Genomic DNA, 15,259 nt, shown 5'->3' with positions numbered 1-15,259 from the left:
GCCAGGAAATAAAAACCCCCGGCGCGTACCGAAGTACTGGCTAACCGGGGGACTTCGCGATCGACCATACCACAGGAAGTCACATCACATCGCGATGTGATGTGGAATCGGGCATATCGACATCGCCTGGCGATGTGCTGAATTGCTCGCGCCGGCGTTCCTCGCGGCTCAAGGTCACGTTCGGTGGCCGGTGATCATGGTGGTAGAACACCGCAGTGGGCTATGACACTGCGCCACCACCGGATGAGCTCGAACCGCTGCTGAGCGCCGAACGGCTGGGCACCTATCACCGGCATGCCCCGGCGTGGGGCGTCCCGCCGATCTCCCTGTACCTGCTCGGCGGCGAGCTCGCCGCCAGCTTTCACCGCGATCTCGGCGTCGCCGAGGTGGTACTGCGCAACGCGCTGAACGACCAGCTCACCGAGCGGTACGGCCCGCGTTGGTGGGCCGATGAGCAACTGCTCGACGATCGCGGCCAGGCCGCGATCGCCAAGGCATGGACCGATGCGCGGTGCAGCGAGGACGGCCCGTCCGGCCGCTTGGTCGCGCAGCTGGCGATGGGGTTCTGGGTGCACCTGCTTGAATCCGGCGGCTACGTCGGCAAGAAGCCGTTCCGGCGGCGTCGGTACTACGACGCGACGCTGTGGCGGCCGGCCTTGCGGTTTGCCTTCCCGAACTCGACAGGAATCCGCAGTGAGGTGCATGCGGTGGCGCATCGGGTCTATGCCCTGCGCAACAGGATCTCCCACTGCGAGCCGATCGTCGGTGGGGTCCGCATTCCCGGCACGACGATTCGGCGCAGCCCGGCTGAGATCCACGACGACATCGTGACGCTGGTTCGGTGGGTGTCCGCGCCGGTCGGCGACTGGCTCGCTGTTCGGTCCCACACCCCCGTGCTGCTCAGGGACGCGCCGAACTGATCTGGGCGGGAACGCCATGATCATGATGCGCAGCCGCGACGGCCGAGCCGGTCAGCGGCCGGGCCCGGGGCTTCGCCGAATGGGCTCGGGACCACGCCGCCGACTTCCGCCCGTAGCCCGGTGGGGGTCGTGAGTGGGAACGGCGGTTCTTGCCGCAACGACTACTCACGACCCATGCGCTCACGCGGGGAGGGCCTGGTCGAGGTCGGCCCAGATGTCGTCCGGGTCTTCGATGCCGATCGAGACGCGGATGACGCCTTCGCCGATGCCGACCGCGCGCAGCTGCTCGTCGGTGAGCTGGCGGTGCGAGGTGCTGGCCGGGTGCAGCGCCAGCGTCTCGACGCCGCCCAGCGACGGGCCGAGCGATGCCAGCCGGATCGCCTGCACGAACGCCAGCCCGGCCGCCCTGCTGCCCAGGTCGAAGGTCAGCACGCCGCCGTTGCCTGTCAGCAGCTTCCGCGCCAGTTCGTGGCCGGGGTGCGACGGCAGGCCCGGGTAGTGCACGGCGCGCACCGCCGGGTGCTCGGCGAGCCGTTCGGCGATGAACTGGGCGCTCTCGCAGTGCTGGCGCATCCGCAGCGCGAGCGTCTGCACGCCGCGCAGCGTCAGCCACGCCGCGAAGGGATCCGCCGACGCGCCGATCTCCACCAGCTCCGGCCACAGCTCGCGGTGCAGGTCGGCGTCCGCGAACACCGCGACCCCGCCCAGCACGTCGGAGTGGCCGCCGAGGTACTTCGTCGTCGAGTGCACGACGACGTCCGCGCCTTGCTCGATCGGGCGGCACAGCAGCGGGGTGGCGAAGGTGTTGTCCACGACGTTGATCAACCCCGCCTCGCGGCCCACCGCGAACATCCCGGGCAGGTCGGCGACCTCGACCATCGGGTTCGAGATCGTCTCGGCGTAGAGCAGCTTGGTGTTCGGCCGCAGCGCCTGCCGCGCCTCCGCCGGGCCCGACACGTAGCTGACCTCGATTCCCCAGCGGTGCGCCAGGTTCTCGAAGGACGCGAACGCGCCGCCGTAGAGGCTGCGCTGGGCGATCACGTGATCGCCGCTGCTCAGCAGCGTCAGCAGCACCGAGTTGATCGCGCCCATCCCGGAGCCGGTCGCGAAGCCGGCCTGCCCGCCCTCCAGCTCGGCGACGGTGTCCTCCAGCGCCCGCACGGTCGGGTTGCCCATCCGCGAGTAGACCGGCGCGCCGTCCGGGTTCGCCATGCCGTCGGCGAAGACCGCGGGATCGGTGAAGGCGAAGCCGGAGGTCTGGTAGAGCGGCGCGGTCAGCGGCCGCCCCGCGGGGACCTCCGGTGTCTTGACGTGGACGCAGCGGGTGTTCAAGTGGGTCATGGAACCAGGTTTCCCGCCGCGGCGGTCCGCGGGAAGCGCCAATCCCGATAGATTGGCCCCTTGATGGAACCAATTTCGCTCGATCGCGTCGTGGGATTGCTCGGCCGCTGGTCCGCGCAGCGCGGCGCGCTGCACGAGCTGCTCGCGGGTCGGCTGCGGCAGCTGATCGAGGACGGCAGCCTGCCGCCGGACACCGTGCTGCCGCCCGATCGCGCGCTCGCCGACGCGCTCGCGGTCGGCCGCAACACCGTCGTGGCCGCCTACCGGACGCTCCGTGAGGAGGGCCGGCTCGAACGCCGCCAGGGCAGCGGAACCCGGGTCACGTCGGCATGGCTCACCGCCGCCCGCAACGCCGCCGTCGAGTCGGTCGGCCCGATGTACCTGCACCTGCTCGAACCCGCGGACGGCGCGATCCAGCTGACCTGCGCGAGCCCGCTGGTGCCGCCGCCGGAACTCGCCGAGCTGCTGCCCGCGGTGACCGGTCGGCTCGCCGCCATCGGCCCCGACATGGGCTACCACCCGGCCGGCGTTCCCGAGCTCCGCCAGGCGATCGCCGACCGCTACGCGCAGCGCGGCGTGCCGACGCGCGCTGAGCAGATCCTCGTCACGAACGGGGCGCAGCAAGCCCTTTCGCTGCTGATCCGGCTGCTCGTCGCGCCCGGCGACGAGGTGCTGCTCGCCGCCCCGACCTATCCCGGTGCGTTCGAGCTGTCGCAGGAGGCCGGCGCCCGGATCCGTGCGGTGCGCGCCGACGACGGGCTGGACCTGGCCGAGTACCTGCGCGCGGTGGCGGATCGCCCGGCCTTGGCGTACGTGATCTCCGCCTTCCACAACCCGACCGGCGAACTGCTGCCGTCGTTGCAGCGCCGTCGGCTGGCGGAGACCTGCGAGCGGCACGGCGTCCCGCTGATCGATGACGAGGTGCTGGCCGAGCTCGACCTCGACGGCGCGGCCCCGAAGCCGCTGGACGGCACGGCCGTCATCAACGTGGGCTCGCTGAGCAAGCTGGTCTGGGGCGGCCTGCGGGTCGGCTGGGTGCGCGCGCCCGAGCCGCTGATCACGAGGCTGGCGAGGCTCCGCGCGGTGCACGATCTCGGCGGCCCGGTGCTGGACCAGTGGCTGGCCGCCGCGCTGCTGCCGCGGCTGGACGAGCTGCGCGAGCGGCGGATCACCGAGCTCCGCGCCCGGCGCGACCGCCTCTGCGCCGAACTCGACGCGAACCTGCCGTGGGCGTTCCGGACGCCTGCGGGCGGGCAGACGCTCTGGGCCACGCTGCCCTACGGCGACGCCAGCGCCTTCGCCCAGCACGCGCTGCGGTTCGGCGTCGCGGTGCTGCCGGGCCAGTCGCTGGATCCGCAGCGGCGCAGCGAGCGCTGCCTGCGCATCCCGTTCCACCACCCGCCGGACGACCTCGCCGAGGCGGTGCGGCGGATGGCGGAGGCGTGGCGTTCCTACGACGGCACGGCCGCGGTCGCCGCGGTGAACGCGCTGGTCGTCTGAGCGCCGGGCAGTTCGGTGCCGCTTCCGGTGGTGCCGTCGAAGATGCCCATGCGCCGGAACTGCGGCCACAGCTCGGCCCATGGCCGTCGCGGGCCGCTGGCGAGCCAGATCGTGGTGCCCTCGTAGTAGGTGCCGAGCCCAGTGTCCACTGTGGTCAGCGGGCGGACGTCGCGGAAGAACTGCAGCAGGTATTCGCGGTTGCCGCCCAGGTACACCACCTGTTCGGTGTCCTCCGGCGGCCGGCCGAGGTACCAGAAGCCCCGGCTTCCGCTGTACGCCTCGGGAATCCCGGCCGCGCTCCCGTAGTGGTGCAGCGCGCCGGCCGACCAGTAGTCGTGGGTGATGACGGCGGTCCGCGGGGGAGCGCGGTGGTAGGCGTCGGCCACGGCCGAGGTCAGCTGCGGCCGGCCGATGCTGCCCCGGCCGAACGTGTCGAACCGCTGGATCGACGACGCCGGGAGCACCGGCAGCGTCGCCAGCGCGAGGCAAGCGGAGACCGCGAAAGCCGCGCCGGTGAGCCGTAACTTCGGCGCCTCCACCGCGGCGACGGCGTAGAGCAGGCCGAACAGGCCCGCGACGTAGTAGGGGCGGCCGTCCGCGAGGAGGAAGATCGCCGTGGTTCCGATGGCGGCCCAGCCCAGGTAGCGGTACGGGCGCAGATTCGGGGAGCGCAGGAGCCGCCACGAGCCGTAGCAGACCGCGGCCCCACCGACGAGGCCCGCGCAGGCGACGGCCGTCGGGAGGAACAACCAGCCGTACCAGTTCTCGGCGGCGATCGCGGCGGGCATTTCCAGCTGCGGCCAGCCGTGGGCGTGCTGCCAGAGCAGCGTCGGAACCATGGTGAGCGCGGCGAAACCCGCCCCGCACCAGAGCATCGGGCGACGCAGCAGCTCGCGCGGCCCGGCCGCGAGGGCGGCGATGCCGACGCAGAGCCACCACACCGGGATCAGGAACTTGACCTGCAGCGCGACCGCGGTGATCACGCCTGCCCACAGCAGCAGGTGATCGCGACGGCAGCGCGTCCAGCGCACCACCAGCCAGCAGATCACCGTCCACAGGAATGGATCGAAGGACCAGGTCGCGAGCAGGTGCCCGGCGCTGGCGAACTGGACGGTGACCGCCCACGCCCCGGCGGCGAGCACCTGAGCGCGGCGGTCGCCGCCCAGTTCGCGCGCGATCAGCGCCGTCACGACGACTCCGGCGGCGGTGACCAGCATCGGCGGAACGCGCAGCGCCACCAGCGAATCCGGGAACAACGCGTCTAAAGTGGACGCTATCAGCGGGATCAGCGGCGGTTGGTCGGCGTAGCCCCAGGAGAGGTGGTGCCCCGCCGCGATGAAGTAGAGCTCGTCGGCGAAGTAGCCGTAACGCGGGCTGGCCATCAGCAATGCGATCGCGACGGCCGCGGCGATCAGCAGAACCGGTCGCACCGCCAGCGAGAACAGGTGCTCCCGGGCGATTCCTGCTGACTGCGCGGGCTTTCGGGGATGGATCGTCAACGTCACGGGTGGATCCCTTTCCGGGCGCGCGGAGGTACCGGCCGGAATGGGATTTCCGGCCGACGAGAGGTTTTTCGCGGTTTCGCCGGCATGTTCCGGACGAAACCCATGAGGTTCGGTTTGTGCTGGTCAGGTCCCGTGCGTGTTTTGTGCTGCCATAGCGACACAAAACGTGCACGGGTGCCTACCGGGCGAAACGTTCGCTAATCCAGCAGTGCCGAGGTCGCATCGGTGTCGCAACCTACGCGTGCCGCGTAATAGGCGGTCATCCATTCGCGATCCGGGACCCTGCCGTTCCCGAGCAGTCGCTTCGCGCCTTCCACGTCGTCGGCCAGCCAGGAACCAGCGACTGAGAAAGCCCGGTAGAAGGGTTCGCCGTCGCAGTGCGGGATCGTGCCGACCAACATGCCCGCCAGCAATTCGCGCTCGTGCACGGGATCCGCGAGCCGCCCGGTGGCGGTCGTGACGTAGTGGTACGAGGGCAGTTCCGGGTCCGCCGCGCTCCGGAACCGCAGTTCCTCGGGAGCACCTGGGATGCCGTGGAGCTTCTCCAGCATCGGCTGGGCGAGCTCGGCGAGCTGGTCGAGCACGTGCTCCTGGTAGCGCGCGACGCAGATCGTCGGCCCGCGCGTCGTGCACACCTCCTGCATCGCCACCGGATCGGCCACCACGTGCCGGTTCGGCGGGACCGACGCGATCAGCAGTGTCAGCGCGGCGACTAGTGCCACCGGCACCAGCACGAGCCACCGCCGACGTGACACGGCCAGGACGAGGAAAGTCGCCGCGATCGCCGCGAACCACATCGCCTGCAGCGCGCTCGACGGCACCGTGTACATCGACCCGCTGGAGACCTGTGCGGCGAGCAGCGAGTCGTACCCCACCATCCAACTCGCCCAGCTGGCCGTCGTGTACGCCAGAACTGCCAGCACCGGGGCCAGCAGGACGACCAGTCGCCACCGGACGAGCCGGCCCAGCGCCATGCCGAAGGCGGCTCCAGAGCCGTGCGCCGGGGCGCAGACCAGCAGCGCCGCGATCCAGCCGCCGCTGTCGGCGGTGGCGATCGGGAGGACGAAGATCGCCGCGATTCCCCACGCTGTCGCGATGCCGAGCACCGCGCCCAGCGTGAGCGCCGCCCACGACACGAGGAACGGTTGCCAACTCGGCCGGGGCACCGTCGCCAGGAGCTCCTCGGTGCCGCGCCGGATCTCCCTGCCCGCGGCCCACGCGCCGGCAGTCGCCACCAGCGGCCAGGTGAAGATCAGATCGGTGCGGACGACCACGGCGAGATCGTTCCAGCTACCCGCCCACCACGGTTGCAGGAACAGCGCCGCGACCAGCGATATCAGCATCGTCATCGCGAGCGGGCCCGCAGTGCCGCAGTAGAACTCGTTCCGGAAGGCCCTGTTCATGCCGCGCCCGCCCGGCTCGCACCCAGCACCGCGCGGTAGCCGTCCGCCAGCTTGCCACCGTCGGCCAGCTCTGCGGGCGTCCCCTGGAAGACCGGCCGACCCGCGTCCAGCACCAGCACCCGATCGCATGCCTCCGCATCGCCCATGAGGTGCGTGGCGAGCACGACGCACCGATCTCGTCCGAGCTCGCGCAGCAGCTCGCGGAACTCGTCCTGCTGCTCGGGATCGAGCCCGGCGGTCGGCTCGTCGAGCAGCAGGAGCCGGGGATCGTTGACGATGGCCTGCGCGATGCCGACGCGCCGCCGCATCCCGCCGGAGAGGCGCTTCAGCTTCTCGTCGGCGCGGTCGCCGAGCCCGACGCGCCGCAGCGACCGGTCCACGGCGGGCATCAGCTCGGCGGCCGGGACCTCCTTCAGCCACCCGAAGTGCTCCACGAACTCGCGCGCGGTGAACCTCGGGTACCAGCCGAATTCCTGCGGCAGGTAGCCGATTTCGCGCCGGAGCGGGCGCAGGTCGGCGTCGGACGACGGGTGGCCGAGCAGCCGGACCGAGCCGCCGGAGGGCGCGGTCAGCGTGGCCAGCACCCGCATCAGCGTCGACTTCCCGGCGCCGTTGGGCCCGAGCAGGCCGTGCACGCCGGTGCCGAAGTCCGCGGTGATCGCGTCGAGCGCGCGGCGGCGGCCGAATCGCACGGTCAGGTCCTGGATCTCGATGGCGGTCACCGTTTCAGCTCCTCGACGTGTGCCGGAAGTTCGTGCGGCGGAGGTAGAGCACCGCGGCGGACAGGACGATCAGCGACGACCACAGCAGCGGCAGCGGCCGGTCGAGCAGCACCGGCACCTGGTCGCGGACCAGCGGGCCGCCGGCGAGCACCAGCCAGCCGACGGCGACGGCGGCCGCCACCGGTTCGAGCCGGAACCGCGAACCGAGCGCCAGGGTCAGGCCGGTCAGCGCCAGGCACGGCAGCAGCCAGCCGGCGATCGATGTCCGGCCGGTGATCGCGCCGATCACCGCGCTCGCGGGCACGGTGGTCAGCAGGATCGACAGGGTGCGCCAGAGGAGCAGCGGCAACCCACCCAGCGCGGTGCCGGCGGTGATCTCGTAGGCCGGGTCGCCCAGCCTGCCGAAGCACAGCGCAACCCCGGCGACGGGCAGGATCGGCGCGATCAGCAGCAGCGCGGAGCCGTGCTGCGACCACCAGCCGCCGGGTTCGTCGATGGTGAGCAGGTCCATCCCGACGGCGCAGGCCAGCGCGACGAGCACGGCGAACAGCCAGGCGCCGCGCACCGCGGGGGCGGCGTTGAGCAGCACCCGCAGCCGGCGCCACCGGCTCGGCCGCGGGAACTGCGGGGGGAGCGTGGCGAGCCCGGCCTGCGCCTGCAACACCACCGGATCGCCGGACGCCGCTTCGTTGATCAGCCGTCGGCAGGCGGCGCAGTCGAGGGCGTGGTCCTCGACCTCGTCCGCCTCCGGCAGCAGGCCCGCGGCGTAGGCACGCAGGGTGGACGCGGGGAAGTGCTCGTGCGTCATGCGAGTGCCTCCTTCAGGATGTGGCGGGCTTTGCGCGCGCGGGTCTTGACCGTGCCCTCGGGGATGCCGAGCAGCTCGGCGGTCTCCCGCACGGTCCGGCCGTCGAGCACGGTGGCCTGCAGGACCGCCCGGAGTTCGGGGGAGAGCCGGTGCAGGGCGCGGGTCAGCTCGGGGCTGAGGGCCCGGGCCAGCACCTCGTCCTCCGCGGATTCCGCGGTGATCGCCGAATCGACCGGCTCTCCGACGGGCTGTATGCGGACGTTGCGGCGGCGGTGCGCGTCGATCAACCGGCTCGTCGCGATGGTCCACAGCCAGCCGGCGACGCTGCGCGACGGATCGAATCCGGCGGCCGAACGCCACGCCGTCAGGAAGCAGTCCTGCAGCACCTCGGCGGCCAGTTCGGGATCACCGCAGCGGCGGCGCAGCCGGACCGCCAGCCAGCCCGCGTTGCGCTCGTAGAGCTCGTCGAAGGCGGCCCGGTCGCCGCGCGCGACTCGCCTGAGCAACCGCTCGTCTTCCCGCTCTTGATCGCGCACACACCTCTAGACGCACGGGCGGCCGGAACGGTTTTCGGTCGGCGTTTTCACGCCGAGGTCTTTCGCGTCGCTCGATAGCTTGGTACAAGTAATCGATCCGGTGATTTCGGCTGCTCTACGTGACCGGGACCAAGGTCCCGTCCAGGACAGGACCCTCGACCGGGCGAGATAGGGCCCTTGCCTCTGCGCATTCGTTGCACGGGGCGGCAGGGTGGAGTCGTGGATCTGCTCGACATCGCCCGATGGCAGTTCGGGATCACTACCGTCTACCACTTCCTGATGGTGCCGCTGACCATCGGGCTGGCGATCTTGGTCGCCGGCATGCAGACCGCTTGGTACCGCACCGGCAAGCAGCGCTACCTGAAGATGACCAAGTTCTGGGGCAAGTTGATGCTGATCAACTTCGCCATGGGCGTGGTCACCGGCATCGTGCAGGAGTTCCAGTTCGGCATGGCCTGGAGCTCCTACTCGCGCTTCGTCGGCGACGTCTTCGGCGCGCCGCTGGCCATGGAGGGCCTGCTCGCGTTCTTCGTCGAGTCGACCTTCCTCGGCCTGTGGATCTTCGGCTGGGACCGGCTGTCCAAGGGCGTGCACCTGGCGTGCGCCTGGGCGTTCTCGCTGGCCACCGTGCTGTCCGCGTACTTCATCCTGGCCGCCAACTCGTGGATGCAGCACCCGGTCGGCATCGAGATGGTCGACGGCAGGCCCCGGCTGACCTCGATCTGGGCGGTGCTGGGCAACAACACCGTGCTCGCCGCGTTCCCGCACACCGTGTTCGGCTGCTTCGCGGTCGCCGGCTCGTTCCTGATCGGCATCGCCGCCTGGCAGATCGCCCGCCACCACCGCAAGTCCGGCCCGGACGACGAGGACCGCCGCGCCTGGCACGGCTCGCTGCGGCTGGGCGCGTGGGTCGCGGTGATCGCCTTCGCCGGGCTGGCGATCTCCGGTGACATCCAGGGCAAGCTGATGTTCCAGCAGCAGCCCATGAAGATGGCCTCCGCGGAGGCGCTGTGCCACAGCGAGGCACCCGCCAGCTTCTCGATCTTCGCGATCGGCGACGTCAGCCGGCCCGACTGCGAGAACGTCAAGAGCATCACGGTGCCCTACATCCTGTCCTACCTCGCCGAAGGCGACTTCTCCAGCGAGGTCAAGGGCGTGCAGGCGCTGATCCCGGAGTACCAGGCAAAGTACGGCACGCACTACCCGGACGACCCGCGGCTGGGCTCGTTCGCGGGGCAGCCGATCGACTACACGCCGAACCTGCCGGTGACCTACTGGGGCTTCCGGTTCATGATCGGCTTCGGCGGCCTGGCCGCGCTCGGCGCGGTGTTCGTGCTCTGGTTGACCCGCAAGCGGAAGTTCCCGCCGGGCAAGTGGTGGGCGCCGCTGGCGGTGCTGAGCATCGCGCTGCCGTTCGCCGGCAACATCGCCGGCTGGGTGTTCACCGAGATGGGCCGCCAGCCGTTCGTGGTGGTGCCCAACCCCGATGCGTCCGGCGTCGACGGCGTGTGGATGTTCACCGCGTCGGCCGTGTCGGCCGGGGTGCATCCCGGCGAGATGCTGACCTCGGTGATCGCCCTGACCGTGCTGTACGGGGTGCTCGCGGTCGTGGAGATCTTCCTGATCGTCCGCTACGTGCGCGGCGGCTTCGACGGGGTGATGCCGCCGAAACCGCCGGAGGGCGAGGAGAAGTCCGGCGACGAAGCCCTGTCCTTCGCGTACTGAGAGGCTGCACCTGCGATGGATCTGCCCACCTTCTGGTTCTGCTTGATCGCCCTGCTGTGGCTGGGCTACCTGTTCCTGGAGGGCTTCGACTTCGGCGTCGGCATGCTGCTGCCGGTGCTGGGCCGCCGCAACGAGGAGCGGCGGGTGCTGATCAACACGATCGGCCCGGTGTGGGACGGCAACGAGGTCTGGTTGATCGTCGCGGGCGGCGCGACGTTCGCCGCCTTCCCGGGCTGGTACGCGTCCCTGTTCAGCACGGCCTACCTGCCGTTCCTGCTGCTGCTGGTGGCGTTGATCGGGCGGGGCGTGGCGTTCGAGTACCGCGGCAAGGTGGACACCGTCCGCTGGCGGCGCAACTGGGACGTGGTGATCGTGCTCGCCTCGTGGATCTCGCCGCTGATCGTGGGGCTGGTGCTGTCCGCGAGCGTCTTCGGGCTGCCGCTGGACGCCAACGGCGACCGGGTCGGCGCCTGGTGGACGATCTTCACGGTGCCGAACGTGATCGGCGCCCTCGCGGTGTGCGGGTTCTCGCTGCTGCACGGCGCGGTGTTCCTGTCGCTCAAGACCGAGGGCGAGATCCGGGAGCGGGCGCGGCGGTTCGCGCTGATGGCCGGGGTGCCGCTGCTGCTGCCGGTGATCGCGCTGGTGTTCATCGCGCAACTCCGGGAGGGCGAGACCTGGACCTGGGTGCCGCTGGTGATCGCGCTGGTCGCGGCGCTGGCCGGGCTGGCCCGGCTGTACCAGTGGCGGGACGGCCAGGCGTTCGCGCTGCAGGGCGTGGCGCTGGCCGGCGTGGTGGTGACCCTGTTCGGCGCGCTGTGGCCGAACGTGATCCCGTCCACCCTGGACCCGGCGTGGTCGCTGTCCATCGCGGACACCGCGTCCAGCCCGTACACGCTGACCGTGATGACCTGGGTGGCTGCCTTCGGCACGCCGGCGGTGCTGATCTACCAGGGCTGGACGTACTGGGTGTTCCGCAAGCGCATCGGCACCAAGCACATCCCGCCGGTGCACGTGCCCAGTGCCTGACGGTTTCCGCTGGTCAGGTCCCGTGCGTGCTTTGTGTTGCCATAGCGACAGAAAGTACGCACGGCCCGTGACCTGGCGATTCGACTAGGAGTTCTTGATGGGTCCGCTGGGAGCTCTGCCCCGGCTTTCGGGGTCGGCTCGGCGCGCGCTCGTCGTGGCCGGGCTGCTCTCCGTCGGCAACGCGGCCGCGTTGATCGTGCAGGCCTGGGCGTTGGGCAGCGCGCTCGCGGCCGTCGTGACCAGGGCCGCCTCGCCGGCGGAGATCGGCGACTACCTGGTGGTGCTGGCCGGTGCGGTGGTGGCGCGGGCCGCGCTGGGCTGGGCGACCGAGTCGGTGTCGGCCCGGGCGGCGGCGGGCGCGAAGGAGGAGCTGCGCGGCCTGCTGCTGGATTCCGCGCTGCGGCGGGGCCCGGAGTGGATCCACCGGCGCGGCCCGGCCGAGCTGACCGCGCTCGCCACCAAGGGCCTCGACGCGCTCGACGCGTACTTCACCAAGTACCTGCCCGCGCTGGTGACCGCCGCGGTGGTGCCGCCGTTGGTGGGGGCCTGGATCCTGTTCTCCGACTGGGTTTCCGCGCTGGTCATCGTGATCACCGTGCCGCTGATCCCGCTGTTCGCGTGGCTCGTCGGCAAGTACACCGAGCAGCGCACCTCGCGCGCCGCCGATGCGGTGCAGCGCCTGTCCGGGCAACTGCTGGAGCTGATCCGGGCGCTGCCGGTGCTGACGGCGTTCGGGCGGGCGCGGGCGCAGGGCGAGGTGGTCCGCCGCGTCAGCGACTCGCACCGACGCACCACGATCGCGACGCTGCGCATCGCCTTCCTCTCCGCGCTGGTCCTGGAGCTGCTGTCGTCGCTGTCGGTGGCGATGGTGGCGGTCGGCATCGGCCTGCGGCTGGTCTCCGGCGACCTCGACCTGGCGACGGGCCTGCTGGTGCTGGTCCTCGCGCCGGAGTGCTACCTGCCGCTGCGCGCGGCGGGAGCGGCGCACCACGCGAGCGAAGACGGCGTCGAAGCGGTCCGCCGGGTCGACGAGATCGTGAGCGGCGGCGCTTCGCGCGGCGAGGCGAACGCCACGTCCGCATCGCTGGACGAGGCGAACGGTCCGTTCACCTCGCGCGGTCCGTTCGCCCCGAGTGGGGTGGGTTCGCGCGAACGGACCGTTGACCTCGTCTATCGGCGTGAACGGTCCGTTCGCTCCGACGGGCCTGCGACGGTGCGGGTGGCTGGGCTGCGCGTGCGGCGGCGGGACGGGTTCGCGCCGGACGGCCTGAGCTTCGTGGCGCGGCCCGGCGAGATCGTGCGGCTGGAGGGCTTCGACGGCATCGGGCCGAGCGGCAGCGGCAAGTCGACGACGATGTCGGTGCTGCTCGGCTTCGCCGCCCCGGAAAGCGGCACGATCACCTGCGACGGCGTGGACATCGCCGAGCTGGACCCGGCCGAGTGGCGGCGCCGCATCGCGTGGGTGCCGCAGCGCCCGACGTTCACCGGTGGCACCGTCGCCGACGAGCTCGCGGTCGCCACCGCCGACCAACCCGACTTGACGGCGCACATCGGCGAAGCGCTCGCCGACGCGGCCGCCGCCCACCTCCGCGACCGCCGCATCGACGAACTGTCCACAGGGGAACGTCAACGGGTCGCGGTGGCCCGCGCCCTGCTGAGGCTGCGCGGCGACGCGAAGATCCTGCTGCTCGACGAGCCGACCGCGCACCTGGACGCCGCGACGGCACACCAGGTCAACGAGGCCGTCCGGCGCGCCGCCGAAGCGGGCGCGACGGTCGTGCTCGCCAGCCACCGCCCGGAGGCGGCCGAAGCCGAACCCGAAGCGGCCACCGCAGCCCTTCAGACCGCCCCGCCCGACCTGCCGGCGGCGACCGGTCGCATCCACGACCTGATCACGCCGCGAACGCTCCTCGGCGTCGGCCTCGGCGCGCTCTCGCTGCTCTCCGGCCTCGCGCTGACCGCGACGTCGGCCTGGCTGATCGCCCGCGCTTCGCAGCAGCCGCCGATCCTCACGCTCTCCGTCGCTGTCGTCGGCGTGCGCACCTTCGCGCTGTCGCGCGCGGTGCTCCGCTACGCGGAGCGGCTCGTCACGCATGACGCCGCCTTCCGGCTCTCCGGCCGCCTCCGGCGGCAGCTGTGGGATGCCCTCGTGCGACTCGGGCCGGTGCGCACCGCCGGGCTCCGCCGCGGCGAGGGCGTCGCGCGCCTCGTCGACGACGTCGACTCCGTCCGCGACCTGGAGCCGCGCGTGATCCTCCCGCCGCTGGTCGCGGCGGTCGTCGTGGTCGCTGCGGTGGTGCTCCAAACGCTGGTGCTCCCCGAAGCGGGCGCGGTGCTCGCAGCTGCGCTGCTCGTCGCCTTCGTCGCGAGTCCGCTCGCCGCGCTCGCTGCGGAGCGCCGCGCGACCGCTGCCGTGGCGGAAGGGCGCCGTCGCGTCGCGGCTCGCGTCCTCGCGCTGCTCGACGGCTCGGCGGAACTGCTCGCCTTCGGCGCGCACGAGGAGCGTCGCGCCGAACTGGCCGCCGCCGACGAGCGCCTCGCTGCCCGCGCCCGTCGCGCCGCCTTCGGCGCGGGAGCCGCGACGGCTGTGAACACGCTCCTCGTCGGGATCGCGGTGCTCGGCGGAGCGTGGTTCGGGGCGGCGGCGGTCGCCGAAGGAAGGTTGGCGCCGGAGCTGGCTCCGCTGCTCGGGCTGGTTCCGCTCGCCGCGGCGGAAGCCGTCGCGTTGCTGCCGCCCGCTGCGCAGCAGTGGAAGTCCTTGCGTGCAGCGCAAGCTCGTCTGGCGCCCTTGCTGGCGGTCGGCTCTGGCGGTGGAGCCGTTGGTGCTTCGGCTGATCAGGCGGCGCGGCCCGGTGTCGAGCTGGTCGTTGGTGATGTCCAGCGGCAGGGCTCGGGTGGTGAACCTGCCGGTTCGGGGCGTCGCGCTGCTGATCGGGTGGCGCCGTCCGGTGTCGATGTCCAGCTGTCGGGTTCGGGCGGCGAACCTGCCGATCCGGAGCGCCGCGCAGCTGATCCGGCGGCAACGGCCGGCGTCGAGCTGACCGGCGTCGATGTCCGGTGGCCGGGTTCGGGCGGAATGGCCTTGCGGGGCGCGGACTTGCGGGTGCCCGCCGGGGCGCACGTCGCGGTGGTCGGGCCTTCCGGCGGCGGGAAGTCGACGATGTTGGCGCTGCTGCTGGGATTCCTGGAGGCGGAGCGGGGCGACGTGCGGGTGCCGCGGAAGGTCGCGTGGTGCCCGCAGGAGCCGCAGCTGGTATCGACGACGATCCGGGAGAACCTGCGGCTCGCCGCGCCGGAGGCGGACGACCGCGAGCTCGGCGAGGCGCTCCGGGTGGCGGGGCTGCCGGGCTGGGAGGAGCGGCTGGACGCGATGGTCGGCAGCGGCGGCACGGCGATGTCGGGCGGCGAGGCCCAGCGCCTCGCACTGGCCCGAGCCCTGCTGGCGGCGGATGCGGAACTGGTGCTGCTCGACGAGCCGACCGCGCACCTGGACGTGCCGACCGCGGAGGCGCTGCTCGCCCGCCTGCGCCACGCGTTGCGCGACCGCACCGTCATCCACGTGACGCACCGCTGGTCGGAGACCGAACACGCGGACATCGTCCTGCGCGTCGAGGCCGGCGAGATCGCGGTCGTCCGCGAGGCCCAGCGCGAAGGCGCCCTCCCGTGACCGCGTGCAGATGCTGTTCGAGATGTGGTGGCGTGGGGCCGTGCTAGGGCGCGTTCGGGTTCGAAGCGGTGCAGCGACCTGTCGACCGGAGCCAGTGAGGCGA

General features: G+C 71.8%; 11 protein-coding genes. 5 read left to right on the top strand and 6 right to left on the bottom strand.

Going from position 1 to position 15,259, the window contains the following annotated elements; translation table 11 throughout:
- The first annotated feature begins 215 nt into the window (after positions 1 to 215).
- Positions 216 to 920, top strand: coding sequence for a hypothetical protein (locus tag BLW84_RS02090; protein ID WP_093260658.1), 705 nt, complete (start codon positions 216 to 218; stop codon positions 918 to 920).
- A gap of 180 nt (positions 921 to 1,100) precedes the next feature.
- Here BLW84_RS02090 and BLW84_RS02085 read toward each other — a convergent pair whose 3' ends face one another.
- Complete coding sequence (locus BLW84_RS02085) at positions 1,101 to 2,261, bottom strand: trans-sulfuration enzyme family protein (RefSeq protein WP_093260656.1); 1,161 nt, start codon at positions 2,259 to 2,261, stop codon at positions 1,101 to 1,103.
- Between the two features lie 63 nt (positions 2,262 to 2,324).
- Between BLW84_RS02085 and BLW84_RS02080 the strand changes: the two genes are divergently transcribed.
- Positions 2,325 to 3,761, top strand: coding sequence for an aminotransferase-like domain-containing protein (locus BLW84_RS02080; RefSeq protein WP_093260654.1), 1,437 nt, complete (start codon positions 2,325 to 2,327; stop codon positions 3,759 to 3,761).
- Here the strand turns inward: BLW84_RS02080 and BLW84_RS02075 are convergent.
- The 5 genes from BLW84_RS02075 to BLW84_RS02055 form a co-directional block, all read right to left on the bottom strand.
- Positions 3,713 to 5,266: an ArnT family glycosyltransferase gene (locus tag BLW84_RS02075; protein WP_245760875.1), complete on the bottom strand. Its 1,554-nt coding sequence runs from the start codon at positions 5,264 to 5,266 to the stop codon at positions 3,713 to 3,715. The genes BLW84_RS02080 and BLW84_RS02075 overlap by 49 nt on opposite strands.
- 197 nt (positions 5,267 to 5,463) lie before the next feature.
- Entirely contained in the window at positions 5,464 to 6,669 is a 1,206-nt protein-coding gene (locus BLW84_RS02070) for a hypothetical protein (RefSeq protein ID WP_093260652.1), read from the bottom strand.
- Positions 6,666 to 7,391, bottom strand: a complete 726-nt coding sequence (locus tag BLW84_RS02065; protein WP_093260650.1) for an ABC transporter ATP-binding protein — start codon at positions 7,389 to 7,391, stop codon at positions 6,666 to 6,668. Before BLW84_RS02065 ends, BLW84_RS02070 begins: the two co-directional genes overlap by 4 nt.
- A 4-nt stretch (positions 7,392 to 7,395) precedes the next feature.
- Entirely contained in the window at positions 7,396 to 8,199 is an 804-nt protein-coding gene (locus BLW84_RS02060; RefSeq protein WP_093260648.1) for a hypothetical protein, read from the bottom strand.
- Positions 8,196 to 8,735 carry an RNA polymerase sigma factor gene (locus BLW84_RS02055; protein ID WP_093260646.1) on the bottom strand — a complete coding sequence of 180 codons (540 nt, stop codon included), beginning with the start codon at positions 8,733 to 8,735 and terminating at the stop codon, positions 8,196 to 8,198. Before BLW84_RS02055 ends, BLW84_RS02060 begins: the two co-directional genes overlap by 4 nt.
- Positions 8,736 to 8,954: 219 nt before the next feature.
- Between BLW84_RS02055 and BLW84_RS02050 the strand changes: the two genes are divergently transcribed.
- The 3 genes from BLW84_RS02050 (at position 8,955) to cydD (ending at position 15,156) form a co-directional block, all read left to right on the top strand.
- Positions 8,955 to 10,460, top strand: coding sequence for a cytochrome ubiquinol oxidase subunit I (locus BLW84_RS02050; protein ID WP_093260644.1), 1,506 nt, complete (start codon positions 8,955 to 8,957; stop codon positions 10,458 to 10,460).
- A 15-nt stretch (positions 10,461 to 10,475) separates the two neighbouring features.
- On the top strand, positions 10,476 to 11,489 hold the full coding sequence (gene cydB, locus BLW84_RS02045; RefSeq protein ID WP_093260642.1) for a cytochrome d ubiquinol oxidase subunit II: 1,014 nt from the start codon (positions 10,476 to 10,478) through the stop codon (positions 11,487 to 11,489).
- Between the two features lie 97 nt (positions 11,490 to 11,586).
- Positions 11,587 to 15,156 (top strand): thiol reductant ABC exporter subunit CydD, encoded by a 3,570-nt coding sequence (gene cydD / locus BLW84_RS02040; protein WP_093260640.1) that lies wholly within the window; start codon positions 11,587 to 11,589, stop codon positions 15,154 to 15,156.
- Positions 15,157 to 15,259 lie beyond the last annotated feature (103 nt).

Source organism: Saccharopolyspora shandongensis (assembly GCF_900106995.1).
Taxonomy (GTDB): domain Bacteria; phylum Actinomycetota; class Actinomycetes; order Mycobacteriales; family Pseudonocardiaceae; genus Saccharopolyspora; species Saccharopolyspora shandongensis.
The sequence above is the reverse complement of the archived record's forward strand: the minus strand, read 5'-3'. Positions and strand labels throughout refer to the sequence as shown.